This is a genomic window from Paenibacillus sp. N119s, assembly GCF_059447605.1.
Window position 1 is genome coordinate 1 of record NZ_JCAJRU010000007.1, and the last position, 26,013, is coordinate 26,013.

Sequence of the window (26,013 nt, forward strand, 5' to 3'; positions counted from 1 at the left end):
CGCCGGGCTGAAGTGGCCATCGGTATGATTGTACTGCTGGCGCTGGCCTATGCAGGTTATCGTAAATATCGGGCTGGTTTTACTGGGTAACGATGAAAGTTTGAACATTCGCAATTTTGTTGTGAGCCATCCACTATTTGTTAGCCCATTGCCCGGATTACCGGGCTATTCCTCTTTAAACCCTTCCCCATGTACATCATGCACATCCTGAATGATGATAAACGCCCGTGGATCAACCGCTTTAACAATTTGGTGCAGTCGCCGTATTTCCTGACGGGACACGACACAATAGGCAACATGCTTGGCCTGTTTGGAAAATGCACCTACAGCCGGAATAATCGTCACTCCGCGATCCATGTCCCTGGTAATAATATCTGCAATATCCATCGTGTGATCGCTGATAATCATAAAAGCTCTGGCGGAATAAGCCCCCTCTTGTATAAAATCAATAATCTTGGATGCGATGAACACAGCGACTAATGTATATAGAATTTTTTCTTTGGGTATGTAAAGTAGTGAAGCGCCGATAATGACAATATCAATGACCAGCATAATCCTCCCCATGCTCCACCCAAACTTCCGATTTAAAATACGAGCGATAATATCCGAGCCACCGGTAGTGCCGCCAAAGCGGAACACAATGCCTAGCCCGGCCCCAAGCGTAACTCCCGCATATAATGAAGAAAGTATAAAATCGTGTTCAGTCTGAAACGTCCCCATCCATCCGAGATGAATCATTTTTTCAAATAACCACAAAAAGAATGTGAGTGACCCAATACCGACCCCCGTATATATAATCGACTTGCCCCCAAGCATTTTCCATCCAATTAAAAATAATGGAATGTTCAGAAACAAGGTGGAGAGAGAAGGTGAAATCGAAAAAGCATAATTAAGCAGCAGGGTAATCCCTGTAATACCGCCTTCCATCAATTTACTGGGTATAATAAAATAAAGAAGACCGAATGCATAGATGGCTGTGCCAAATACGATCGGCAAAATCAATTTAAGCTGTTCCATGGACTTGGATATTTTCATATAATCCCTCACAGTAGCAGTTTAAGGATGAGCGATTCCATGCAATTTTTCGTAAATCGCAGATCCCTATGTTTAGTATACCTTTTTGCGGCAGCTTTAAAAGACAGATGACTGCAAGTTGATATCGTTAGTCCACAATTAAAAAAAATTTGTTTTAAAATGTGCTTTACGATAACATATGAATAAACCTGCACATGGGGGGATTGCGTGTTTCATGGAAAAATCGTTAGATGAAATTCAACGTGAGGTAGACCAGTATATCTCTCAATTTAAGGAAGGGTATTTCAGTCCTTTGGCTATGTTGGCCCGGATGTCCGAGGAAGTCGGTGAATTGGCGAGGGAGGTCAATCACTCCTTTGGTGAGAAGCCGAAAAAAGCGGATGAAGCCGACAATTCCATTGAGCTGGAGCTGGGGGACATTTTGTTCATCACAGTTTGCTTTGCGAACTCACTAGGTATAAATTTGACCGAGGCACATGATAAGGTTATGCATAAATTTAACACGCGTGACGCGAATCGCTGGACTAAAAAGGACACCGATTAGGCGTTTTGTACATATGCTGTACCAAACCGGTTACCCGGAGGTGCAGTGTCATGAAGGCGGAGGAATACGTTCAGAAAGCTTATCAGTGCATTTTGCAGAACGATTTTGAGCAGGCGGTGGAATGGTTTGAAAAAGCGATTTCAGCTCAGCCTGATCATGCGGAACATTATTTCCGATGCTCGGTTACCTATGCTCGTAGTGGACGCTTGGAGCAGGCTTTGGCATATGCAGAGCATGCGGTTCGCCTCGCTCCACAGCAGGAAGAATATGTTCTCCATCTGCATGCGCAGGAAGCCAGGCAGTATACAGAAAAGGCCAGAAAAATGCTGGAGGTCGACAGACCTACGCCGCAGATGCATCAAGATGCGATATTGCTGCTGGAACGGGCAATTTCCCTTGATCCGTTATGTGGTGACGCATTTTTGCTGCTCGCATTGATTTATGACGAATTGAATGAACATAAGCTGGCTGTGCAGGCTGCTCGTGAGGCTGCAGCGCTGTATCCTCACAATGTGCAGCTTGCCAACCTTATGAAGAAGTTATGCCAGCAGATGAATGAACAAATCTAGCACAAATGGATGCAGAAGGAGTTGTAGGGATATGTCAGAACCAATAAAAGTGGCTGTCGTTGGAGCAGCAGGGCGCATGGGCCGTGAGGTTGTCAAATTGGTTCTTCAGGATGAGGAACTACAGCTTGTAGCCGCAGTGAACAGAACACACGCCGGCAGTGATGCCGGCCTTCTCGTCGGACTACCAGAAGCTGGTATCGCTATTATGGAAGATGTAGAGCAGGCTTTACTGGAGAGCCGAGCCGATGTCATGGTTGACTTTACGGGGCCGCGTTTTGCATACGCACATACAGCGCTTGCTATTAAGTATGGAGTTCGTCCGGTTATCGGTACGACAGGGTTTACTCCCGAACAAATTGATGAACTGGACAAGCAGTGTCGTGAACAACAAATTGGGGGGCTGATTGCGCCTAACTTTTCGATCGGAGTTATTTTGATGATGCGGTTTGCGGCTCAGGCAGCAAAATATTTCCCACATCTGGAAATCATCGAATATCATGGCGACCAAAAATTGGACGCGCCCTCAGGCACAGCCATTAAGACTGCAGAACTGATCGCCGAGCAGCGTCAGGAGCTACGTCAAGGCAATCCGGAAGAGGAAGAAATGCTAGAAGGTTCACGTGGTGGTTACTATCAAGGATTCCGTATTCACAGTGTCCGTCTTCCTGGTGTGTTCGCACAGCAAGAAGTTATATTTGGAGGGTTTGGACAATCTCTGAAAATTCGTCAGGACTCCTATGAACGAGCTGGATATATGCCTGGTGTTAAAATCGGTATTCAGAAGGTGATGGAGCAACCGGGGCTTGTATATGGTTTTGAGCATTATATCGATTAAGAATATACGAATGAATTGATAAATGGCATTATAGAATGAGGCAGGAGGAATTTCGAATGTTAAAGATTGCATTTATAGCGCATGACCGCAAAAAGGATGAAATGGTTAATTTTATAACGGCGTATGAGCAAGTATTTACAGATCACCAATTGTATTCAACAGGTACAACAGGTCAGCGCATAATGGAGCAAACCAAGCTTCAAATTCACCGTTTCATGTCCGGTCCGCTCGGTGGAGATCAGCAAATCGGGGCTATGGTTGCGCAAAATGATATGGACTTGATTATATTTTTACGTGATCCTCTCATGGCGCAGCCGCATGAGCCGGACATTAGCGCCTTGCTACGTCTGTGTGATGTGCAGGGGATTCCTTTAGCAACCAACGTTGCAACTGCTGAAATACTGGTGAAAGCGCTGGATCGTGGCGACTTTGCTTGGCGTGAGCTGGTGCATAAATATAAACCGGGTCTTGACCAGCAGGGTGATGTGAAATGACGCTGGACATCCTGATTTTCGGAGCCCATGCCGACGATGCAGAAATCGGAATGGGTGGCACCATTGCCAAGCATACAGCCGCAGGTCTAAAGGTAGGGGTGTGCGATTTGACGCGGGCTGAAATGTCATCCAATGGTGATGTGGATACTCGTATGGCAGAAGCTGAACAGGCCTCGAAAGTGCTCGGGCTTGCTGTGCGGACGAATTTGGGCCTGCCTGATCGTGGGTTATATGTAACACCTGAACATGTAGCAGCAGTTACAGCAGAAATCAGGCGCCATGCTCCAAAAGTTGTATTTGCTCCTTATTGGGAGGATCGGCATCCAGATCATGTCATGTGCAGCAAGTTAGTAGAAGAAGCTGTATTTAACGCCAAGTTGAGACGTTTTATGCCGGAGAGTCCCGCGGTACAGGTCGAGCAATTATATTTTTATTTTATCAATGATATCGGCAGAACAGATTTGATTGTGGACATTACCGAGCATTATGATGCCAAGGAACAGTCGTTGTTGAGTTATGCTTCGCAGTTTCAGGCAGCACCTGGGAAGGACACGGTATCCACACCACTGAATCAGGGCTATGTGGAACGGGTAAAGGCTAGGGACTCGTTGCTGGGGCAACGCAAACTGATTTCATATGCAGAAGGGTTTGCGTCCAAAACGCCATATCTGGTTAAGCTATTCACATAAGGATTTATACCTACGCATGTTGTAGAATGCTGAAATAAATGGGCATACAAGTGATTATGGATGAACGGAAGGAGGCAGCTTAGCTTGAATGACAAACTAAAAATTGGGATTACCTGTTATCCGTCACTGGGTGGCTCGGGCGTTGTGGCTACTGAGCTGGGCAAGTTGCTGGCAGAAAAAGGGCATGAGGTCCATTTTATTGCTAATAGCATTCCGTTCAGATTAGGCGGGACGTTCCAGAAAAATATTTTTTATCATGAAGTCGAAGTTAACGATTATTATGTGTTCAGATATCCGCCATATGATTTGTCACTAGCGACAAAAATGGCCCAGGTGGCTCAAATGAAGAATTTGGATGTACTCCATGTTCATTATGCTGTTCCGCATGCGGTGTGCGCTTATTTGGCGAAGGAAATGGTGGGCGATCATTTGAAAGTGGTCACCACCCTGCACGGCACAGACATTACAGTGTTGGCACAGGATGAATCGTTAAAGGATCTGATTCGACTGGCTATTAACAAAAGCGATGCTGTGACAGCAGTTTCCAAGGATTTGATTCGGGAGACAATCGATGCGTTAGAAATAACACGACCTATAGATTTGACCTACAACTTTGTAGATAAACGAGTATATTATCCAAGAGATGCCGCTGCGCTTAGGAGAGATTTTGCTCAACCGCACGAAAAAATTATGATGCATATTTCCAATTTCCGTCCGGTTAAAAGGGTGGGAGATGTGCTGGATATCTTCGACAGAGTGCAGCAAAAGGTACCTGCGAAGCTGCTGTTTGTAGGAGAAGGACCGGATCTTCCAAAGATTCGTTGTAAAATCGAAAGTTTGGGCCTGCAGGACAAAGTCTTCTTTTTAGGTAAACAGGATCAAATCGCAGAAGTGATTTCTATGGCGGATGTGCTGCTGCTTCCTTCGGAGAAGGAAAGTTTTGGTCTAGTTGCACTGGAAGCAATGGCCTGTGGAGTGCCAACAATTGGTTCTCAGGCAGGAGGAGTACCTGAACTTGTCGTGCATGGAAGTACGGGGTATCTTGCTGAAATCGGTAATACCGAGGCGATGGCTGATTATGCAGTAGAACTGCTGTCTGATGAAGCGATGGCGGAACGTTTCCGTGAAGCGTGCCTGACACGAGCACGTACCGTATTCTGCGATGAGCTGATTACCCGTCAATATGAAGAAATCTATTACCGTGTGTTGGGACGCGAGGTGCCGGATCTTAAACCGATCAGCGTTTAAGGAGGCGGACTCGCGTCCGTTTTTTATTGAATAACTTGCAAAGGGGGAAACCCTATGAATACAAATACTTGGCAATATGCTGATCCAGAAATGGCTCTTCGCGGCAGAGAGGTCATACATACACTAACCACAGCAGGCCACGAAGCTTATTGGGTTGGTGGCTGTGTACGGGATGAGCTATTAGGACGAGCTATTCATGATATGGATCTGACCACTTCGGCTGAGCCTGAAGAGGTCTTAGCACTGTTCCCTCATGTGATTCCGACAGGAATCCAGCATGGGACGGTAACGGTCATGCAGGATGGTCATGCGTTCGAGGTGACCACTTTTCGTACGGAACGTGGATACACCGATCACCGCCGTCCAACAGAAGTATCCTTTGTGAAGGACATCCGTGAGGATCTGATGCGGCGGGACTTCACGATGAACGCGATAGCGATGGCTGAACACGGGGAACGAGTAGACCCGTTTGGTGGAGAAGCTGATTTGCGAGCCGCTCTCGTTCGTTGTGTGGGACGAGCCGAGGAACGCTTTGAGGAGGACGGGCTGCGAATGCTGCGTTGCATCCGTTTCGCCTCTGTATTCCGGTTCCGAGTGGCTTACAATACCTGGAAAGGTATGATTCGTCGCAGAGAGGGACTCCGATACATAGCCATGGAACGGGTACGAGTCGAATTAGAAAAGATGCTGGCGGGGCCTGACCCGTTACGTGGGTTGGAGATGCTGGGTCGTAGCGGATTGCTCGACTGTACGAAAGTGCCAGTTCCCTGGGAACAATGTGATGCACAGGCGCTCCAGGAGATCGTGAAGCTGCCAGCAGAGTTGCGATGGGGGTTGCTCCTTATGTCTTGTAGACTTAGCTTCGAGGCAGCAGACGAGCTGTTAAGAGCTTGGACCTTCTCTAACGCTGCACGTCTACGTTTGGTTCATTTGTTGGAATGGGAAACTGAGCTCATCAGCCATGCTGCTGCCATAGCTGGGAATTCTGTTTCAAGTGATTCTGACTGTATCAACGATGAGGCGCTGCGTCGCAGCTGGATTCAATTGTTAATTAAGCTGGGAAAGGACACAGCATCAGACTGGTTAGAGCTTTACAAGACACTGCCTTCTTCGTTCCGCGGATTACCACCATCGGTAGAAATGCATGTGCAGAAAATAGCTGAACTGGCAAACTCTTGGACACAGCAGGCAGTAGTCGTTCGGATTAAGGATTTAAATATTACTGGAAATGAGCTGGTTCAGGCAATGAATCGACCAGGTGGACCGTGGCTGGGACAGCTGATGGAACAGCTTTTACAAGCGGTCGCTTGCGGAGATATCCCGAATGAAACAGAAACATTGCTTCAGGAAGTGAAACGGGTGATGAGTAGTGAATAATCATGAGAGACTGTTAGGCATACTGGAGGAAGGTTCATCAGATTACGTATCTGGTGAGGAGATTAGCCGCCGCCTCTCCGTTAGTCGCACAGCAATATGGAAGCAAATCAACAAACTACGTGAGCTGGGTTATAATATCGATGCCTCTTCGCGCCGGGGCTATCGGTTGATATCTCGGCCTGACCGACTGGAAGTCTCCAGATTGTCAGATCTAGTAACTACACAATCGTTTGGCCAGCGTATCATAGTGCTGGATTCGACGGTATCCACTCAACAGGATGCTATGCGTTTGGCAGAAGAGGGTGCTCCAGAGGGAACGGTAGTGCTGGCAGAGGAACAGACAGCAGGCCGGGGACGTCAGGGACGGAAATGGTATTCCCCTCGCGGTAAAGGGATATGGATGAGCATTATATTGCGCCCCACCCAGCCCTTGGCTTTTACCCCTCAGCTAACGCTGCTTACAGGTGTGGCGGTATGTCGGGCTATTCGCCGACTGACGGGTGTGGAGGCAGGTATTAAATGGCCAAACGATCTGCTGATCCATGGTCGCAAGGTATCCGGTATTCTGCTGGAATCTGCAACAGAGGATCAACGGGTTCGCTATTGCATTGCAGGAATTGGCATCGACGTTAATTTGAATGTAGAAGATTACCCGGAAGAGCTATCCCATGTAGGGACATCTTTGAAAATAGAAGCAGGGCTTGAAATTGACCGTACTACACTGATTGCTGTAGTTCTGGAAGAAATGGAGCAGCTAAGCAAGCTATATGCCGAGCAGGGGTTTCAGCCTATAGCTATGCTGTGGGAGGCGTTATCCGTGACGATGAACCGCAGCGTTCGTGCACATACGGGACAAGGGGTAGCGGTAGAAGGTACAGCGGTCGGCTTGGACCCTTCAGGGGCACTCTTGATTGAAACGGATCTTGGAGAGCGAATTCAGGTCATTTCAGGAGACATACAATTGTAGAAGCGACCTTAGCTGTGAAAAACGCTCATAATCTTTCTGTTCCCTGTGTAAAACTTCACGTGAAAAAGTGGATGTTTTTTGTTATACTGTGCAGGAGGCGGCATCGGACGGTCCGAGCTGCACTCCAAGGGCACATGCTCTACTTTAGCAAGTTTGTAAGACCATCATAACTTCATTTGAAGGTTACGTTGGATTCTGCTCTGAGCCGAACAGGACCGAGACAGAAGGGACGATCTCAAAATGAGTGTCTTTTTTGGCTGTTCGGACCTTTTGATGACGCAGATGTACAAGCGTTCATAAAAGGTTATTTTTTGTGCCAAAAAAAGATGGAAGGGAGCCATTCGAAATGGCAGGAAAACAAGCGCTGAATATTGTGAAAATGAAAAAAATGAAGCAGGAGGGCATTCCGCTCAGTATGCTGACCGCCTATGATTATCCATCGGCTAGGATAGCCGAGGAAGCGGGAATTGACATCATTCTCGTCGGGGACTCGCTGGGTAACGTAGTTCTTGGTTATGATTCGACCATCCCTGTGACCTTGGATGATATGGTGTACCATTCCCGGACAGTGGCAAGAGGGGCTGAGCATACATTTATCGTAGCGGACATGCCTTTTATGACATATCACGGTAGTATATCCGAAAGTCTTCAAGGCATCCGTCGTCTGATGCAGGAAGGACATGCGCATGCGGTTAAATTAGAGGGCGGAGCAGAAATCGCCGATGTTGTAAAAGCGACTGTTCAGGCAGGTGTACCTGTGCTGGGACATATCGGGCTTACTCCGCAATCCGTTAATCAGATTGGCGGCTATCGCATTCAAGGTAAGGACGAAGCGGACGCACGCCGATTGATGGCAGATGCCAAGGCGTTAGAACAGGCAGGTGCCTTTGGTATTGTCTTGGAATTGGTGACTGAGGAAGTGGCAACGGCGATTTCTAAAGAACTTTCCATTCCGACGATTGGAATCGGTGCAGGACGTGGATGTGACGGTCAGGTACTCGTTTATCACGATCTGATTCAATATGCTTCGCCTTATTTCAGCAAACGTTTTGTGAAAACCTATGCCGATGTAGGCGGCTTGATCCGCAGCAGTATTGAGCAATATGTGAGCGATGTAAAAGGGCGGGCATTCCCTGCCCAAGAGCATGTGTTTAGCGCGGATGATCGCGTTGTGGAGTCCCTGGAGTCCTTGTACGGACAAGCAAAAGGACAAGCGCTGGAACAAGCTAAGGAAAAGGTGGAATCTCAGTCATGATCATCGTAAGAGAAGTAGCTCAGCTCCGCAAGGTTATTGCCGAACGTCGGCAGCTTGGAGTCAATGGAGAAAAAAAAGCACACGATTCTGCCTCATTACTGCAACATAAAGTTGGCTTTGTACCAACAATGGGATACCTGCATGAAGGGCACGCGAGCTTGATGCAAAAGGCGCGCGAAATGGCAGATACGGTGGTGCTTAGCATTTTCGTAAATCCAATTCAATTTGGACCTACCGAAGACCTGGACAGCTACCCTCGCGATGAAGCTCGTGATCTGGAGGTAGCTCGGCGCGAAGGCGTGGATATTGTATTTTTGCCGACGGTAGCAGAAATGTACCCGCAGCCAACCCAAACCAAAATTCACGTATCCGCTTTGACAGACCGCTTGTGCGGTGCTTCCCGTCCAGGTCATTTTGACGGTGTGACTACAGTGGTAGCCAAGCTGTTTAATATGGTAGGTCCTGATTTGGCCTTTTTTGGAATGAAGGATGCGCAGCAGGTTGCTGTGCTTCAACAAATGGTGACTGATCTCAATATGAGTGTGACCCTTATACCTTGTCCTATCGTGAGAGAGGCCGATGGTTTGGCTCTTAGCTCCCGTAATGTATATTTGAGTGCGGAACAGCGTAAGCAGGCGTTGGTCCTGTCCCAGTCCCTGCGTAAGGTGCAAGAAGTGAGCGAAGATATCGTACAGAACACCATTACGATGGAGCAGATACGTCAAATGGTGGAGTCTACCATTGCCTCTTCTCCTTTGGCGGATATTGACTATATTGAAATATTAACTTTTCCTGGTCTGGAGCCCCTTCGCCTTGAGCAGCGTCTATGTGATGTGCAGGACGACATCATTGTTGCGCTGGCTGTGAAATTTGGGAATACCCGACTGATTGACAATATAAGAATACAGAAAGTGGAGGTACTTTCCCATGTTTAGAACCATGATGAAATCTAAAATTCACCGCGCGACGGTTACCGAAGCCAACCTGAACTATGTGGGGAGTATTACCATAGATGAAGATTTAATGGAGACATCGGATCTGCTGGAGAATGAAAAGGTTCAAATTGTAAACAATAACAATGGAGCTCGACTGGAAACCTATGTGATCCCAGGACCGCGTGGAAGCGGCGTAATTTGTCTCAACGGTGCGGCAGCCCGTCTGGTTCAGCCTGGGGATACAGTCATCATTATTTCCTATGCTTCCATGTCAAATGAAGAGGCCAAAACATACAAGCCAACTGTGGTATTTGTGGATGAACATAATAAACCAGCCCAAACGATGAACAAGGAAGTACACGCGACGATCATGTAATGAATGGGAGTGCGGATGAAACCCCTCATTTAAGCGAAAAATGTGATTGTAATAATCCATCTTTCGTAAGGGCGGGATGCACATGTTCCAGCATGTATTCGCAGAAATGAACAGCATGTTAGATGATATCGTGAAGCATTACCCATCAGCCCAGGGCCCCCGCAGACAGGAGCTGCTGCAGAATTGGAGTCTGCTGCGGAGAATGAGTGATGGAATTATGGATGAGTGGCTGGCTTTTGAGGAAAAAATGGTTTGCTTGCGTGCGGCTGGCTTTTCCGCAGAGACCGACATGTCTGACGCTGAATTGCCAGAAAAGGAGCTGCCGGCTTTTAACCGGGGGCAGGGGTATTATCGATTACTTATGTACCCTGAGGCCATCCAGCAATTTAAGCAGGTGCTACAGCATTTTCCAAACAGCTGGCAGAGTTGCATGTATATGGGGATGGCTTATTTTCAACTGGATGATTCAGCAGAGGCTGTAGGCCATTTTCAGAAGGTGCTGCACCTAACTGAACAACCAGGACTAAAAGCCGTCATTTTTAATGCGTTAGGCTGTTTGATGGCAAAGCAGGCTGACGTAAAAGAGGCGCAAAAATATTTTGCTCTCGCACATCAGTTCGATCCAACACTACCCGAGCCACTGCACAATATGCAAGCCTGTTTGTCTGGTGCCGAAAAGCTTCGATGCAACAGCTCCATGTTAACCTGGATGTAGCTGTCAGACACCGAATAAGACGATGCATGCCCACCTCCTTGGGGGCCGTGTGCATCGTCTTTTTTGGCTGTCTTAATTTCCAAACAGGCAATCTTCTGCTATGCTATTATACGGAGTTATTATTTTTGTATGTGTCAAAAGAAAGGATTAAGCTCGAATGAAATTTGCGGTATTGGATTTTGAAACGACAGGCACCCAGTCCGCGGATGATATCATTCAAGTCGGACTTGCAATTATAGATCATGATAACAGCATTTCCCGTGTTTACGGCTCTTATGTAAACCCTGGCAGATCTATTCCACCTTTTATCACCGGCTTGACCGGGATTACAGACGATGACGTCAAAGACGCGCCTTCACTCGAAGAAATGATGATGGAACTCGTGCCTATGCTGGATGATGTCGTGCTGGTCGGTCATAATGTGGCGTTTGATTTCAATTTTTTGCAAAGCGCTTTGGATCGGTGCGGATACTTACCCTTCAGCGGTAGAATTTTGGATACGATGGATTTTCTAAAAATCTTGTTCCCGTCGCTATCTTCTTACCAATTGGGTTTTGTTTCCTCTGAGTTTCGGCTGGCACATGACCGCCCTCATCAGGCAGACAGTGACGCGTTGGCTACAGCTGAGGTGTTTTTAAAGTGTCTAGGTGAGCTTCAGGCATTGCCTTTGATAACGATACAGCGGCTTAGCGATTTGTTTGCAGAGGAAGACAGTGATCTTGGTTGGTTTCTTGACGGTATTCGGGAAGAGAAAGAGCTTGATCCTATTCAGGATTTGGAGAAACATCAATTTTTCCGTCAGCTTGCGCTTAAAGTGGAGGATTGGACCGAGCTGGCTACTCCGCGTAGAGAAGATGATCCGAATCCGCTGTCAGGTGTTTCCTTTGAGGAGTATATGGATGATGTGCGGGACAATTTGCGTTCATCCTTGAGCCAATATGAGGAGCGCGAGGCCCAGATCCAAATGATTGAGGGTGTAAACCAAGCCCTGAGTCAAGATAAGCATTTGTTGATTGAGGCGGGGACAGGAACAGGGAAGTCCCTAGGTTATTTGCTTCCGTCACTATATCATAGTGTAAAATATGGGCAGAGGGTCACCGTAAGTACGCATACTATTAATCTGCAGGAGCAATTGCGAGAACGTGATATTCCGATGCTGACAAAAGTGATTCCGTTCCCGTTCCGGGCTGCCATTTTTAAGGGTCGGGGACATTATTTGTGTCTGCGCAAGTTTGAACATAAAATAAACAGAAGAGACTTCGCGACACCAAAGGAAGACTTAATTACAGCGGCTCAAATGATCGTCTGGCTGACGCTGACAGAAACCGGCGATGATGAGGAACTAAACCTAAGCAACCGTGGAGGGGATTTTTGGGAAACGGTGGCCAGTGATTCCGAGTCCTGTCTTGGTCGTTCTTGCCCATGGTTCCGTAAATGCTACTATCATCGTGCACGTCATGAAGCAGGAACAGCGGATGTGGTTATCACGAATCACTCCAAGTTGTTCACCGACGTCAAAGCAAGTCACCAACTGCTGCCGAGCTATGAACATCTGGTCATTGATGAAGCTCATCATCTAGAAGAAGTAGCTGGCAAGCACCTGGGCATGCATATGAAATATTTCACACTTGTGCACACGCTGACTCGATTGTTCAAGGACAGTAAGAATGGACAATTGCCTTCGCTACGTCAGCAGTTGGCAAAATCGGGGCATGAGAAGTCAACAGAATGGGCCTCAACCATTGACCAGCTGTATCCACTCGTTTTAGAGGTTAAGGAAACTTGGGACCTGTTAAGCGATAAGCTGTTTGGCATGTTGCCGGAACGTACTGATGCAACGCCGGGAGAAACAGGGCAGTTTTCTTCACGTCTGAAACCGTCGGCGAAGCCCGCGAAGTGGGATCAGGCGGCAGCATTGGAAAATCAGCTATATGTAACGCTGAGCGAAATTTTGCGCAAGGGCGACAAGCTGATGCTGGATGTCAAGGAAGAACATGACGATTATGCGGCAGATAGTCTCATTACAGATATTACGGGTCTGTTTAAGGATTTGGCGGGAATTAAGGAAAATTTACGTTTCTTTATACGACTCGATGATGAAACAACCGTATACTGGCTCGAAGCGAGTGGGCAATTCCGTAGTAAGTCATTGCAATTTTATGCGGTGCCCGTCGATGTGAGCCGTCAGTTGAAAGAAATGTTTTTTGACAAAAAAAGAAGTATTATTCTGACATCTGCTACTTTATCGGTAGATAAGTCATTTCAGTACATGACCGAGCAACTCGGCTTGCAGGAGGCTGCGGATCAAGGACGATTAATGACTTCTCAGCTCCCATCCCCTTTTAATTACAGGGATCAGGTGTTGCTGGTCATTCCGCGGGATTTTCCGAGTGTGAAGGGTAGTGTAGGGGATGCACACTTTGTAGAGATGCTCGTTAGCTCTCTAGGGGCGACTGCTCAGGCAACGCGGGGGAGAATGCTTGTTCTGTTTACTTCCTATCGGATGCTCCGGCAAGTGTATGAGCCGCTCAAAGAAGCGCTGGCATCCAGTGATATTACCGTGTTAGGACAAGGTGTGGACAGTGGAAGCCGCAGCAAGCTAACCCGCCGGTTTCAGGAAGCCAAAGCTTCTGTACTGCTGGGAACCAGCAGCTTCTGGGAAGGCGTCGATATTCCAGGGAAGGCACTGACTTGCCTGGCCATCGTTCGCTTGCCGTTTCAACCGCCCAATCACCCGTTACTGGAGGCAAAAAGCGAGTTGCTCCAGCAGCAGAAGAAGAATCCATTCATGAAGCTGTCTGTACCACAGGCAGTGATCCGTTTCAAACAGGGATTTGGTCGGTTGGTACGTACAGCGAGCGACCACGGAGTCGTCATTGTCTACGATACACGTGTGATCGAATCCTATTACGGAAAGCACTTTTTGTACTCGTTGCCGGGACCCAAAATGGAGCATATGCCATCGGAGCAAATGGTGCCACGCATTGCGGAATGGCTCCAATCCGCCCCGGAGACAGAGGCACAACGGACGGACACCTAAGGTCCGTTACAATTAGGGGGAGCAAGTATGAAATCAGATAAAATTTCAGAGGCTGTCGTACGGAGGTTACCCGTATATTTACGCTATCTGAATGCACTGCACAAACGGGAAGTGGCTACGGTCTCTTCTCAAGAGCTGGGGCAGAGGCTGGATTTGAATCCGGCCCAAATCCGTAAAGACCTGGCCTATTTTGGCGATTTTGGCCGGAAGGGTATCGGTTATGATGTTTCTTATCTAATTGAGAAAATACGCCATATCCTGAAAATCGACCAGCAGATTAATGTAGTACTGGTCGGAGCGGGTAATCTGGGTCAAGCCCTCTCAAACTATAACGCATATTTAAAAGACAATATGAAGATTGTGGCAGTGTTTGATGCGTTTCCAGATAAGGTTGGGACCAGAATCAATACACTGGTCGTTCAGCCAATGGATGAACTGGAAGCGACTGTGAAGGAAAAAAATATTCGAATCGGGATTATTACAGTGCCTGAGTTTGAGGCACAGCACGTAGCTGACAGGCTCATTGAGAGTGGAGTTGGGGCGATTCTGAACTTTGCACCTATCATTCTCAAGGCACCGGCTAACGTTCGGATACATGCCACAGATTTTACAACTGATTTGCTTAGCCTCGCATATTATTTGGAGGATGGAAAGGAAGAAGCACAAGATGACAGTGAATAAATGGGTAATTAAAAACGGTTCTTTTGCCGTAAATGGAGCCGAAGCGGGAGTAATTCATGGTTTTATGATTGTGGAGGATAGCCGCATTACTTACATTGGCGAGACTTTGCCTGCTGGTGAGGAAGAGACGGAAGCAATCGACGGTAAGGGGCTATTGTTCTTACCTGGTCTGGTGAATACTCATGGTCATGCGGCGATGTCTCTGCTGCGAGGATATGGAGATGATCTGGCCCTTCAAGTGTGGCTGCAGGAAAAAATGTGGCCTATGGAGGCCAAGTTTACATCTACAGATGTGTACTGGGGAACATCTTTGTCAGTGTTAGAAATGCTAAAGGGTGGAACCACGACTTTCCTGGATATGTACGACCATATGGATGAGGTGGCTCGTGTAGCTGAAGAGTCTGGCATTCGTGCAAGTCTGATGCGTGGAGCAATTGGACTATGCTCAGAAGAAGAACAGCGGATCAAGCTGGCCGAGGCCGTAACTTTTGCGCGCAACTGGCATGGTAAAGCAGACGGCCGTATCACAACCATGATGTCACCGCATGCCCCGTACACATGTCCGCCTGCGTTTATCGAGAAATTCGTACAAGCTGCACATGATCTCGATTTACCATTGCATACGCACATGTCCGAGACGATCGCCGAAGTTGAGCAAAACGTACGTGATTACGGTTTGCGTCCAGTTGCACATTTAGATAAGCTTGGCTTTTTCTCTCGTCCTTCCCTGGTTGCCCACGGCGTTCACTTGAACGACGAAGAAATTGCCTTATTAGCAGAACGAGGTGTAGCGGTCTCCCATAATCCAGGCAGCAACTTGAAGCTGGCAAGCGGCGTAGCAAGAGTGCCTGAACTACTGCGTGCAGGAGTGACCGTTTCTCTTGGAACAGATGGTCCTGCCAGCAATAATAATCTGGATATGTTCGAGGAAATGCGTCTGGCGGCACTTATTCACAAGGGAGTGTCTGGTGACCCTACGGCAGTTCCTGCCAATGAAGCACTGCGTCTGGCAACAGAATATGGCGCAAAGTCAATCGGTTTAAAAGAGGTAGGAGCGCTGGCAGCAGGCAACAAGGCTGACTTTATCGCGTTAGATCTGAATCAGGCTCATTTCTTGCCGCGTACAGATCTTATTTCCCATGCCGTATACTCTGCAAGTGCCAAAGACGTGGCTCATGTATGGGTAGACGGCCGTCAGGTTGTGAAAAATGGCGAATGCCTGACGATGGACGAGGAACGTATCAAACATGAGGCACAAGCCGCCTTTGAAGGGCTGCTGTCGCGCTAATTCAGGTGTCACATCCCCTTAGAGAGGAAGCACAGGTTTGAAAAATAAGAAAAAATGGATAGCGGTCGCCATTTTGGCCGTAATACTGATCCTGGTCAGCATTTTCTGGTATTATTCCTACGTTACTCAAGACCAGGTGGCTGAGAAAAATGCCGCTATCATTAAGGCCAAGCAAGTGGGTGGTCTGGTTAGCACGACTCAGACATGGAAGTCTGTATGGGATCAGATATATTGGGTAGTTGAAGGAAAAAACGCACAGAATGAAAATATAATGGTGTGGGTTCCCTTTCAAAAAATGGAGGGACAACCTAATGTACCTGCTGCAGATCCAAAAGGTGTTCACACTGAGCTGATGAAAAACGGAGTCGACGAACAAAAAATGACGGCGATTATCCAGCAGCAACTTCCTAATGTGAAAATTGTGAGACTCCAACCGAGTGTGTTCAACGGCGAATATGTATGGCAACTGTTTTACGATGATGGAAGCCATCATAACTATATCTTCTATCGTTTCTCTGATGGGGGATCGACAGGAATAAAGTATACTTTGCCGAATTACTAGCATGATGTTAAGAATGGAGAATGGTGGTTTGGAAGTGCTGAGGTAGGAGGGAACAGACACCGCGCTGCGCGAAGATAACCTTTACACTCAGACTATATAGCTTGGAATGATTGAAATGAAGAAAAAAAAGGCGTAAATGCGATATAATTCGTATTTACGTCTTTTTCTTGCTGCGCTGCAAAGCTGGGCTTTAAGCTAGCGAAGCATCCATACCTAGCTAATTTTTCTGCTAAGACATCGGCTTCCACCCATAACCAATGATTTTGCCTTCTCACAACTCCTCCACACATTGCCTTCGATATTAGATTCACGTTATGATATACTATATTTTATAAGTGATAGACAAATATGATAGATAAATAAGTTGCTGATCGCTATAAGATCATGCAATTTGGTTGTTTGTTGACATTCGTCCCGTTTCTTCTGGGTTTTACATTTTGAGAGGAGGATGTTGTTTGAAGTTACGTGCAGTTCCTATTGTTGTGGCGGCCGTTTTGGCAGCCTTGTTGTTATTTGGGGGATGGTTCATTTATCGTCAGGTTACAATGCAAAGTCCTCTAGAAAAACTGGTATCTCAATATCCAGGCGTGAAAAGCGCTCAAATAGATATTAAACAGGATCAGGTCGTCTTGAAACTTGATCTCAAACCGCAGGCGGATGTGGCCGGGTTGGTCGATGTGGTTAAGCAAAAAGGGCAGTCCATCATTGGCAGCCGCTCGATTAACCTGGATATTGCAGATCATTCCAATTCATCACTGAATCAATGGTGGTCTGAAGCTATGTTTCCTGTAGCCGAAGCGATGGAAAATAAAAAATATACTCAAATTTCATCTACAGTTGAGCAGATGAAAAAGAAAAAAGCAGGGATCAAGGCTGATACCGATATGGATTCGAACAATGTCTATATCCGACTCAGTGAAGGCAACGCGACGAAGTTTATCGTTTTGCCACGTCAATCTCAGCAAATGGGGGTATGGCCTAATGCCTAGATGGATCAAGGAAATATTACTCGGTATTATACCGGTGACCATTATATTTCTCGTTTTTATAGGGGTAAATATTATCCCTCTGCTGGTTGCGGGCGTGATGCTCAGCGGCTTGTTAATGCTAATGCATGCGCGTGGCGGCTTGGCCGTAGGTGCCGGACAAGAGCGCAAACGTAAAAAAAATGGTCCGGACAAGCTGACTTTTGAGGAAATTGGTGGTCAAGAAAGCGCAAAACAGGAATTGCGTGAAGCCTTGGATTTTTTGAATCGCCATGATGAAATTTCCAAGTTTGGCATTCGTCCATTAAAAGGTGTTTTGCTCACAGGTCCTCCGGGAACAGGAAAAACGCTGATGGCGAAAGCAGCTGCACATTATACAAACTCTGTGTTTGTTGCAGCTTCAGGCAGTGAATTTGTTGAAATGTACGTGGGTGTCGGCGCAGGTCGTGTCCGTGAGTTGTTTCGGGAGGCTCGCACTCGTGCAGCCAAGGAAAAGAAAGAAAATGCAATTATTTTTATTGATGAGATTGATGTTATTGGCGGTAAGCGTGAGGGTGGACAGCAACGAGAATATGATCAGACTCTGAATCAATTGCTGACAGAAATGGATGGCATTTATTCGGCAGATACACCGCGAATATTGCTCATTGCGGCAACGAATCGTAAAGAAATGCTGGACAGCGCCTTAACGCGTCCAGGACGTTTTGACCGTCATATTCAAGTAGATTTGCCTGATAAGAAAGGCCGTCTTCATATCCTTAAAATTCATGCCAAAAACAAACCGATCCAGGAAGATACTAATTTGGACAAAATCGCAGAGGAGTCGTACGGTTTTTCCGGTGCGCAGCTTGAGAGCGTCATGAATGAAGCAGCAATCTATGCCATGAGACAGGATCAGCAAATGATTGCGCAGAGTCATCTGTCTATGGCGATTGACAAGGTGATGATGGGTGAAAAAACAGACCGAGAATCGACACTGGAAGAGAAAAAACGTGTAGCGATTCACGAGTTGGGACATGCTATAATGGCTGAAATCGTTCGCCCTGGCAGCGTAAGCCAAGTAGCGCTCAGTCCGCGTGGGAAAGCGCTCGGTTATGTGCGTCACAATCCACAGCAAGAGCATTATTTATATACCAAGCAGTACCTGGAGGAGCAGATTATGATTTCGCTCGCAGGGGCTACGGCTGAAGAAATGTACTACGGGGGCCGGAGTACTGGTTCAAGCAATGATTTTGAGCAGGCACTGAACATCGTTCATACGATGATGACTTCCGGATTGACTTCTCTTGGAATTATTAACATGGAAATGGTTACAAAAGAAGAACTTATGCGGGAAAATGGCGAGATTATGAATGATCTTCATAACCGGACTTTGGAGTTGTTGGAAAAGCACCGTCCTGTGTTCGACAATTCTCTTGATATCCTGATGAAGGAAGAAACTCTGTCTGGAGATCAATTTAGATGTCAATTTAGTGAAAATGCTTTATTGCCAGCATAATTTTTTATGCTGGTTATTTTTTTTTACTTTTAGTCCGTGCTAAGATATTATTATCTATTGGGACATAAACATGTATTTTTCGACAAAGAAGGATACAATATATGAGAGTGACCAGGAAAGGGTGGAGTTAAGAACCATGCAATTTAAAAAAATCGGCGTCATTGGCGGCGGCACCATGGGACAGGGTATTTCTGAAATGCTCGCGTCCAAAGGAATCGATGTGCTGCTAGTAGAGCAGACACCAGAGAAACTAGACTACGCTTATAATATGATTGAAACAAGTCTAGACAAGCAACTCGAAAAATGGGCAATTACTCAAGCAGAGAAAAAATTGATTTTATCTCGCATTGAAAAAGTATCCCATCTGGCGGAGCTTGCTAGCTGTGATATGGTGATTGAAACCATTACAGAGAATCTGGACGAGAAGAAAGCTGTTTTCCAAGAGCTGGATCATGTGTGTCCAAACAATATTATTCTTGCAAGTAATACATCCACGCTGAGCCTGACCGAGCTTGCTAGCTCGACCAAGTATCCAGAGCGTGTTATTGGTATGCACTTTATTTATCCAGTATCCCGTATTGATCTTGTGGAAATTATTCGTGGTTTGAAAACATCAGACGAAACATTTGAAAACACTAAAATGTTCGTGGAAGAAATTGTGGAGAAAAAAGGAGTCATGATTTATGAATCTCCTGGCTTTGTAACTAGCCGGATTATCTGCCTCCTGATTAACGAAGCGGCTCATGTACTTCAAGAGGGGGTAGCTTCCGCGGAAGATATCGATGATGCTATGCGCATCGGCTACAGCTTCCAAAACGGTCCTTTGGAAATGGCTGACCGCTTTGGTCTGGATTCCGTTCTGGCCGCTTTGGAGCGGATGTTCCGTGAATTTGGCGAGCTGAAATACCGTCCGTCCATCGTCCTGAAGAAAATGGTGCGTGCAGGTAATCTGGGCGTGAAATCGGGCGAAGGTTTCTTCAAGTATGACAAGGATGGTGACCGGATATGAAAATTCTCGTAATCAACGCAGGTAGTTCTTCGCTGAAATACCAATTATATGATATGACGGACGAGTCCGTTTTAGCAAAAGGTTTGGTAGAACGTATTGGTATGGATTCCTCTATTCTGACGCATAAACCAACCAATAAGGAAGAATACACTGAAGTTAGCGAAATTTTGGAGCACACTACAGCCATCCGCAAAGTGCTGAATGCACTCACAGATGCAGAGCATGGTGTCATCTCCAGTATTAGTGAAATTCAGGCTGTGGGTCATCGTGTGGTTCATGGTGGCGAAATCTTCAAACAGTCAGCACTCGTAACACCTGAAGCGAAGAGTGAAATCCGCCGTTTGTTCGACCTGGCTCCGCTGCATAATCCGGCATCCATGATGGGGATTAAAGCGGCTGAGACGAATATGCCAGAAGTACCGCAGGTTGTGGTATTTGATACTTCGTTCCATCAAACCATGCCTGAAAAAGCTTATATGTACGCCATCCCAAGAGTGTTGTACAATAAGTACAAGGTTCGTCGTTACGGTGCACACGGTACCTCCCATGACTTTGTAAGTAAGGAAGCTGCCAAATTTGTCGGCCGTCCTTTGGAAGACCTGAAGATTATCACTTGTCATATCGGTAATGGCGGTAGTGTAACAGCAGTTCAAGGCGGTTTGTCCGTAGATACTTCCATGGGTATGACTCCATTAGAAGGTCTTATGATGGGTACTCGTAGTGGTGATTTGGATCCAGCGATCGTGCCTTATGTCATGAACAAAGAAGAATTGACTGTCAATGAAGTCAATTCCATGCTGAACAAGCATAGTGGACTTCTAGCTATTTCTGGTATCAGCAGCGATATGCGTGAAGTCACAGAAGGTATGGAAAAAGGCGAGCCTAATACTACATTGGCATTTGAAATGTATGAATACCGTCTGCGTAAGTATATTGGTTCGTATGCTGCTGCAATGAACGGGGTAGACGTAATTGTATTTACGGCAGGCGTAGGCGAAAACTCCGTCGTTCTGCGTAAAAGAGTGTTGGAGCAACTGACATTCCTCGGTATCGAACTGGATGAATCGTTGAATGCTGTTCGTTCTGGCGAGATTCGTCGGATTACAACTGCAAACTCGAAGGTAGAAGTACTGATCATTCCAACGAACGAAGAACTGGTAATTGCCCGTGATACGTTCCGTCTGGTTCAGTAGTTCGGTTCCTAAATGTAAAATTTATACATGCGGAGCTATAGTTTAAGTTCTGCATGCACCAAACAGCGAGAGCAAACAGCCTGACCCAAGGGGAAGGGCTGTTTGATTTTCGGTTTAAGGAGAGAAGACGGTCATGACAAATAAAAGTACGATTGCCCAAGTGGGCCGCCATGTAGGGGAAACGGTTACAATCGGCGCTTGGGTAAACAATAAGCGGTCCAGTGGTAAAATTCAGTTCCTGCAACTGCGTGACGGCAGCGGGTATATTCAAGGGGTTATCGTGAAAAGCGAAGTGTCGGAGGATATTTGGAATGACGCCAAATCCTTGACTCAAGAGAGCTCCCTTTATGTAACTGGAATCGTGCGTGAGGAGCCACGTAGCCAATCGGGCTTTGAACTAACGGTTACAGGTATTGAAATCATTCATTTGACCGAAAACTACCCGATTACTCCCAAAGAGCACGGTGTAGACTTCCTGATGGACCATCGCCACTTGTGGCTGCGTTCCGCCAAGCAACGTGCTGTTCTGATTATCCGGGCGGAAATTATCCGTGCTGTACAGGAATTTTTCAACGGCAATGGTTTTACGAAAGTAGACCCGCCTATTTTAACTCCATCTTCTGCAGAAGGTACAACAGAGTTGTTCCATATCAAATATTTTGACGAAGATGCCTATTTGACACAAAGTGGACAATTGTACATGGAAGCTGCGGCAATGGCGCTGGGTAAAGTGTATTCCTTTGGTCCAACCTTCCGTGCGGAAAAGTCCAAAACACGCCGTCACCTGATTGAGTTCTGGATGATTGAGCCTGAGATGGCGTTTGTGGATCATGAAGAATCCTTGTGCATTCAGGAGCAGTTTGTAAGCCATATCGTGCAGTCTGTTCTGAAAAATTGTGCAAAGGAGCTTGAAGCTATCGGACGCGATGTTTCGAAGCTGGAGCAAATTCAAGGCGAATTCCCACGGATTACGTACGATGAGGCAATTGCCTTCCTTCAAGGTGAAGGATTCGATATCCCGTGGGGTGAAGACTTTGGTGCTCCTCATGAAACAGCTATTGCCGAAAGATATAACAAGCCCGTGTTCATTACGCATTGGCCGACTCACATTAAAGCATTCTATATGAAACCTGACCCAGCCCGCCCAGAGGTTGTTCTGTGCGCCGATATGATCGCACCTGAAGGGTATGGCGAAATTATCGGGGGTTCCCAACGGATTGACGATCCAGCATTGATGGAAGAACGTTTTAACGAGCATAACTTGCCACGTGAGGCTTACCAATGGTATATGGATCTGCGCACCTATGGTACCGTTCCGCATTCCGGCTTTGGATTGGGATTAGAGCGTACAGTGGCCTGGATTTGTGGACTCGATCATGTACGTGAAACAATTCCGTTCCCACGTATGCTGTATCGTTTGTATCCATAATCAATGACAGGATCATTCGACAAGACATCAGCGGCAGAATGGGCGGAGGGAGTAGCCTACGCTATGGAAACCGGAATGGTTCAAATTCCCTACGCCCTGCTCAAGCATTATCGGACGCTTCGGCTGACGGATGGTGAAATGCTGCTGCTGATGCAGTTACTTGCATTTAAACAAGCGGAACGTAATGATTTTCCGACATGGGAGCAATTGCAGGCTCGTATGGGTTGCACTGCAAACGAAATCGCACTTTATTTCAGCAAGCTCATGAAAGAAGGATTTTTGCGGATAGATTCCGTAGAAGACCGCAACTCATCTGTGCAATTTGAACGTTATAACTTGACGGGGCTGTATCGCAAGCTGGCTGAATGTATGATCGCCGAGCGTTCAGAGCAGCACGATGAAGATGACATTTTGTTTGCCGGGAAGTCGGATTTACTGAATGGAATATCGGAATCCCCGCTTACAGAAGAACGAAATTTGTTCACGATTTTTGAGAAAGAATTCGGCCGACCGTTATCACCGATGGAATACGAGACGATCAGTAGCTGGGTGGATCAGGATCGGTATCCGGAGGAACTGATTTTGCTGGCTCTGAAGGAAGCGGTGTTTGCCGGGAAAGTACATTTCCGGTATATAGATCGCATTTTGTTAGAGTGGAGCCGAAACCGGGTCCGTAATGCTCAGGATGCGAAAGAATATGCCCAGCGATTCCGTAGTGGTGGTCGTAGTTAAAATCATAGAACGACCTTTCAGGTAACCGATTTATGCATTATAACTTTCACAATGAAGTGTAAATAAGCTTTAATGATAGAGGACGCACCTTTCGAGTTGAAGGGTGTGTCCTTTTTAAATATTTTTTTTCGAAATATGCAGGGGGAGAAAATTCTCTGGCGTCTATAGTATTGGGAAGGGGGAGAGCGTCATTGATATAGAGAGAATCATTGAACGAATCCGGTCTGGTGACCGGCAGGCGTTCCGTGAGATCGTAGAGCTGTACAGCAAGCATGTATTTCATGTGGCCTATTCGGTATTACATGACAGTAAGGAAGCGGAAGATGCCGCGCAGGAGGCGTTCGTTCAGGTGTACAAGTCTCTCCCCCAGTACCGGAACGAAGGGTTTAAAACGTGGCTGAGCCGAATTGCGCTCCATAAAGCGCTGGATATCAAACGCAAACAAGACAGGCGGCCCGCAGAGCTTATAGACGTGGCACAATCCCTTGTGCAGCTTCCTTCCCCGGATGAGGATGTACTGGCCCGTCTCATCCGCGAAGAACAAACAGTAGAACTATCACAAAAAATCGCCCAGTTACCCGAGCAACATCGGGATATTATTCAAGCTTACTATATGCAGGGCAAAACCTACGATCAAATCGCACAAGAAACGCAGATAGCTTTAAAAACGGTAGAGTCCAGACTCTATCGGGCACGACTATGGATTCGAAATCACTGGAAGGAGGAGGAATGGCGATGACTGACCAACAGGATAGACCGTGGATGGAAGGGCAAACGAATGACTGGCATGCATACATTACAGGAACTTGTACGGTAGAGGAATCTACTCGGCTGGAAAAGCTCTTGTTACAAGATGAACAAGCGCTAATGTTATATCTTGTTGCACTGGAGCAATTAGAGCCGGCATTGGAAGAATACTCTGCCTGGATGGATACGGCACGCTTCACAGATCAGGTAATGGCCGTTCTCCCCGATATAGAAGTGCCGAATCAAGTTGTATTCAAAAAACGCCGCTGGTTTGAAAAACCTATATTTCATTATGTTATTGCGGCAAGCCTAACGTTGATCTTGCTATCTAGTGGAGCCTTTGACAAAATGATGCCGCATTCAGGCGGAAAGCAGATGCCTCCCAATGAACGCGTGTCTTACAGCGAAGAAGTCATGCAAGCTACAACAACCTGGCTCGATAAATTAAAGCCCTGAATAAATGAAAGGGTAAGATGAACAAGTTTAAACCAGCCTTCAGTTGGACATTTATCAAGTTCTCATAAATAGAAAGGAAGTGTAGCAATGCCTTATACGGAACGAAGCAAGCTCTTGGCATTTCTATTGAACATCATTCCAGGTGTAGGACATTATTACTGGACCAGAAAAGCCAATTCGTTTGTATATACTATTTTGTTTTTCGGATTTCTGGCTGGAGGATTATTTTTTTCAGTAGTGTCAAGGGATGGAACGCCTTTTCTGGGAAGTATATTTGTTGCTGCTCTTTTGTGGGGACTCAGCATGCTGCACATTGTGATTAGCTTGTTACGTTATGATCCTCGTGCAATTGCTGCTCCATATCCCCCTCATGTAGGACCCAATCCATATGGCTTTTACTCGCAAAGTGGACCTTATGGAGAGACTGGTTTAACAGGAGAGGTACCAGAGGGGGCAACGGACACAGGCACAAATGCCCCGGGAGCGGGTATGGGATCTGGCCCAGACCATAACCATTATCAACAAGGCTACTATGGTATGGCAGGATCACCTGCTTTTCAAAAAGGATCAGACAATGAGCGATTTTTTACGATTTTGCTGTCATTTATTCCTGGATTGGGACACCTTCATTTGGGGCTGATGCAGCGTGGCTTGTCTTTTTTACTATCCTTCTTTGGCTTTGGAGCGATTCTCGTCTTTATTACCAGCATTACGAACGAATCCGGATTTTTGGCGTTTGCGGGCGTGTTGCCGATTATTTGGCTGTATTGTATGTTTGATGCGGTGCAGCATGTACACCGCAAACAAGCCGGAGAAATTCTTCAGGATCGGACTTTGTTTGAGGAACTGGAGCATGGAAGAGTTGAGGGACGTCGTAGTAAAATGCTGGCTACCATTTTATCGGTATTTCCGGGTGCCGGGCATATGTATATTGGTTTGCAAAAACGTGGACTCCAGCTTATGCTACTATTTTTAGGATTTATCTATATACTGGACGTGCTACATCTCTCACTCTTTTTGTTCCTCATTCCGGTGGTCTGGTTTTACAGCTTTTTTGATGCATTGCAGCAGGTAAGCCGTTATGGACGGGAGCAGCTGATCGACAAGCCTGTGATCGGTATGTTTGCTCAATATCACCGCTGGGTAGGCTTAGGACTGCTTCTGCTGGGTGCATACTACATCCTGATTAACGTACTTGTTCCAACACTGGATCGCCTGTTCCCGGATGAACGAATTTACAACATAGTTGACATGTATTTAAGAACCATTATTGTCTCCCTCCTATTAATTGGCGGCGGTGTTTGGATGATGATCGGCAATTCCAAATCTAAGCGAGCAAAGGAGAAACGATAA

General features: G+C 46.6%; 26 protein-coding genes. 25 read left to right on the forward strand and 1 reads right to left on the reverse strand.

The window, feature by feature from the left end; genetic code table 11:
* Positions 1–165: 165 nt before the first annotated feature.
* Positions 166–1,035: a YitT family protein gene (locus AC5V8P_RS01885; RefSeq protein ID WP_064796410.1), complete on the reverse strand. Its 870-nt coding sequence runs from the start codon at positions 1,033–1,035 to the stop codon at positions 166–168.
* Positions 1,036–1,249: 214 nt separating this feature from the next.
* On the opposite strand from AC5V8P_RS01885, the gene AC5V8P_RS01890 reads away from it, so the two are divergent.
* The 25 genes from AC5V8P_RS01890 (at position 1,250) to AC5V8P_RS02010 (ending at position 26,013) form a co-directional block, all read left to right on the forward strand.
* Entirely contained in the window at positions 1,250–1,579 is a 330-nt protein-coding gene (locus AC5V8P_RS01890; protein WP_064796411.1) for a nucleotide pyrophosphohydrolase, read from the forward strand.
* A gap of 50 nt (positions 1,580–1,629) precedes the next feature.
* The gene (locus AC5V8P_RS01895) at positions 1,630–2,148 is read left to right on the forward strand and encodes a tetratricopeptide repeat protein (protein WP_064796412.1); all 519 of its coding nucleotides are present in this window, start codon (positions 1,630–1,632) and stop codon (positions 2,146–2,148) included.
* Between the two features lie 31 nt (positions 2,149–2,179).
* Positions 2,180–2,983, forward strand: coding sequence for a 4-hydroxy-tetrahydrodipicolinate reductase (gene dapB, locus AC5V8P_RS01900; RefSeq protein ID WP_064796413.1), 804 nt, complete (start codon positions 2,180–2,182; stop codon positions 2,981–2,983).
* A gap of 56 nt (positions 2,984–3,039) precedes the next feature.
* Positions 3,040–3,477 (forward strand): methylglyoxal synthase, encoded by a 438-nt coding sequence (mgsA, locus tag AC5V8P_RS01905; protein WP_064796414.1) that lies wholly within the window; start codon positions 3,040–3,042, stop codon positions 3,475–3,477.
* A complete protein-coding gene (gene bshB1, locus AC5V8P_RS01910; protein WP_064796415.1) occupies positions 3,474–4,166 on the forward strand; it encodes a bacillithiol biosynthesis deacetylase BshB1 in 693 nt (230 codons plus the stop codon). The genes mgsA and bshB1 overlap by 4 nt, the downstream gene beginning before the upstream one ends.
* 84 nt (positions 4,167–4,250) lie before the next feature.
* Positions 4,251–5,414: an N-acetyl-alpha-D-glucosaminyl L-malate synthase BshA gene (gene bshA / locus AC5V8P_RS01915; RefSeq protein ID WP_064796416.1), complete on the forward strand. Its 1,164-nt coding sequence runs from the start codon at positions 4,251–4,253 to the stop codon at positions 5,412–5,414.
* 54 nt (positions 5,415–5,468) lie between these two features.
* A complete protein-coding gene (locus AC5V8P_RS01920) occupies positions 5,469–6,791 on the forward strand; it encodes a CCA tRNA nucleotidyltransferase (RefSeq protein ID WP_064796417.1) in 1,323 nt (440 codons plus the stop codon).
* A complete protein-coding gene (locus AC5V8P_RS01925; RefSeq protein WP_064796418.1) occupies positions 6,784–7,758 on the forward strand; it encodes a biotin--[acetyl-CoA-carboxylase] ligase in 975 nt (324 codons plus the stop codon). Before AC5V8P_RS01920 ends, AC5V8P_RS01925 begins: the two co-directional genes overlap by 8 nt.
* A gap of 346 nt (positions 7,759–8,104) precedes the next feature.
* Entirely contained in the window at positions 8,105–9,013 is a 909-nt protein-coding gene (gene panB, locus AC5V8P_RS01930) for a 3-methyl-2-oxobutanoate hydroxymethyltransferase (RefSeq protein ID WP_064796419.1), read from the forward strand.
* On the forward strand, positions 9,010–9,948 hold the full coding sequence (gene panC, locus AC5V8P_RS01935; RefSeq protein WP_064796420.1) for a pantoate--beta-alanine ligase: 939 nt from the start codon (positions 9,010–9,012) through the stop codon (positions 9,946–9,948). The genes panB and panC overlap by 4 nt, the downstream gene beginning before the upstream one ends.
* Complete coding sequence (gene panD / locus AC5V8P_RS01940; RefSeq protein ID WP_013371641.1) at positions 9,941–10,324, forward strand: aspartate 1-decarboxylase; 384 nt, start codon at positions 9,941–9,943, stop codon at positions 10,322–10,324. Before panC ends, panD begins: the two co-directional genes overlap by 8 nt.
* Positions 10,325–10,406: 82 nt before the next feature.
* The gene (locus AC5V8P_RS01945; RefSeq protein ID WP_064796421.1) at positions 10,407–11,039 is read left to right on the forward strand and encodes a tetratricopeptide repeat protein; all 633 of its coding nucleotides are present in this window, start codon (positions 10,407–10,409) and stop codon (positions 11,037–11,039) included.
* A 157-nt stretch (positions 11,040–11,196) separates the two neighbouring features.
* A complete protein-coding gene (dinG, locus tag AC5V8P_RS01950) occupies positions 11,197–14,079 on the forward strand; it encodes an ATP-dependent DNA helicase DinG (RefSeq protein ID WP_064796422.1) in 2,883 nt (960 codons plus the stop codon).
* A gap of 27 nt (positions 14,080–14,106) precedes the next feature.
* Positions 14,107–14,760, forward strand: coding sequence for a redox-sensing transcriptional repressor Rex (locus AC5V8P_RS01955; protein ID WP_063213455.1), 654 nt, complete (start codon positions 14,107–14,109; stop codon positions 14,758–14,760).
* Positions 14,747–16,048, forward strand: a complete 1,302-nt coding sequence (locus AC5V8P_RS01960; RefSeq protein ID WP_063213454.1) for an amidohydrolase — start codon at positions 14,747–14,749, stop codon at positions 16,046–16,048. The genes AC5V8P_RS01955 and AC5V8P_RS01960 overlap by 14 nt, the downstream gene beginning before the upstream one ends.
* A 37-nt stretch (positions 16,049–16,085) precedes the next feature.
* Positions 16,086–16,610: a cell wall elongation regulator TseB-like domain-containing protein gene (locus tag AC5V8P_RS01965; RefSeq protein ID WP_064796423.1), complete on the forward strand. Its 525-nt coding sequence runs from the start codon at positions 16,086–16,088 to the stop codon at positions 16,608–16,610.
* Positions 16,611–17,065: 455 nt separating this feature from the next.
* Positions 17,066–17,599, forward strand: coding sequence for a hypothetical protein (locus AC5V8P_RS01970; protein WP_063213452.1), 534 nt, complete (start codon positions 17,066–17,068; stop codon positions 17,597–17,599).
* A complete protein-coding gene (locus AC5V8P_RS01975; protein ID WP_063213451.1) occupies positions 17,592–19,094 on the forward strand; it encodes an AAA family ATPase in 1,503 nt (500 codons plus the stop codon). Before AC5V8P_RS01970 ends, AC5V8P_RS01975 begins: the two co-directional genes overlap by 8 nt.
* A 136-nt stretch (positions 19,095–19,230) precedes the next feature.
* The gene (locus AC5V8P_RS01980; RefSeq protein ID WP_063213450.1) at positions 19,231–20,103 is read left to right on the forward strand and encodes a 3-hydroxyacyl-CoA dehydrogenase family protein; all 873 of its coding nucleotides are present in this window, start codon (positions 19,231–19,233) and stop codon (positions 20,101–20,103) included.
* Positions 20,100–21,296 (forward strand): acetate/propionate family kinase, encoded by a 1,197-nt coding sequence (locus AC5V8P_RS01985; RefSeq protein WP_063213449.1) that lies wholly within the window; start codon positions 20,100–20,102, stop codon positions 21,294–21,296. The genes AC5V8P_RS01980 and AC5V8P_RS01985 overlap by 4 nt, the downstream gene beginning before the upstream one ends.
* A 133-nt stretch (positions 21,297–21,429) precedes the next feature.
* A complete protein-coding gene (gene asnS, locus AC5V8P_RS01990; RefSeq protein WP_064796425.1) occupies positions 21,430–22,725 on the forward strand; it encodes an asparagine--tRNA ligase in 1,296 nt (431 codons plus the stop codon).
* 3 nt (positions 22,726–22,728) lie between these two features.
* Entirely contained in the window at positions 22,729–23,457 is a 729-nt protein-coding gene (locus AC5V8P_RS01995; protein ID WP_063213447.1) for a DnaD domain-containing protein, read from the forward strand.
* Between the two features lie 250 nt (positions 23,458–23,707).
* Entirely contained in the window at positions 23,708–24,196 is a 489-nt protein-coding gene (locus AC5V8P_RS02000) for an RNA polymerase sigma factor (RefSeq protein ID WP_064796426.1), read from the forward strand.
* Positions 24,193–24,660, forward strand: coding sequence for a hypothetical protein (locus AC5V8P_RS02005; protein WP_064796427.1), 468 nt, complete (start codon positions 24,193–24,195; stop codon positions 24,658–24,660). The genes AC5V8P_RS02000 and AC5V8P_RS02005 overlap by 4 nt, the downstream gene beginning before the upstream one ends.
* 87 nt (positions 24,661–24,747) lie before the next feature.
* Positions 24,748–26,013 (forward strand): hypothetical protein, encoded by a 1,266-nt coding sequence (locus AC5V8P_RS02010; RefSeq protein ID WP_064796428.1) that lies wholly within the window; start codon positions 24,748–24,750, stop codon positions 26,011–26,013.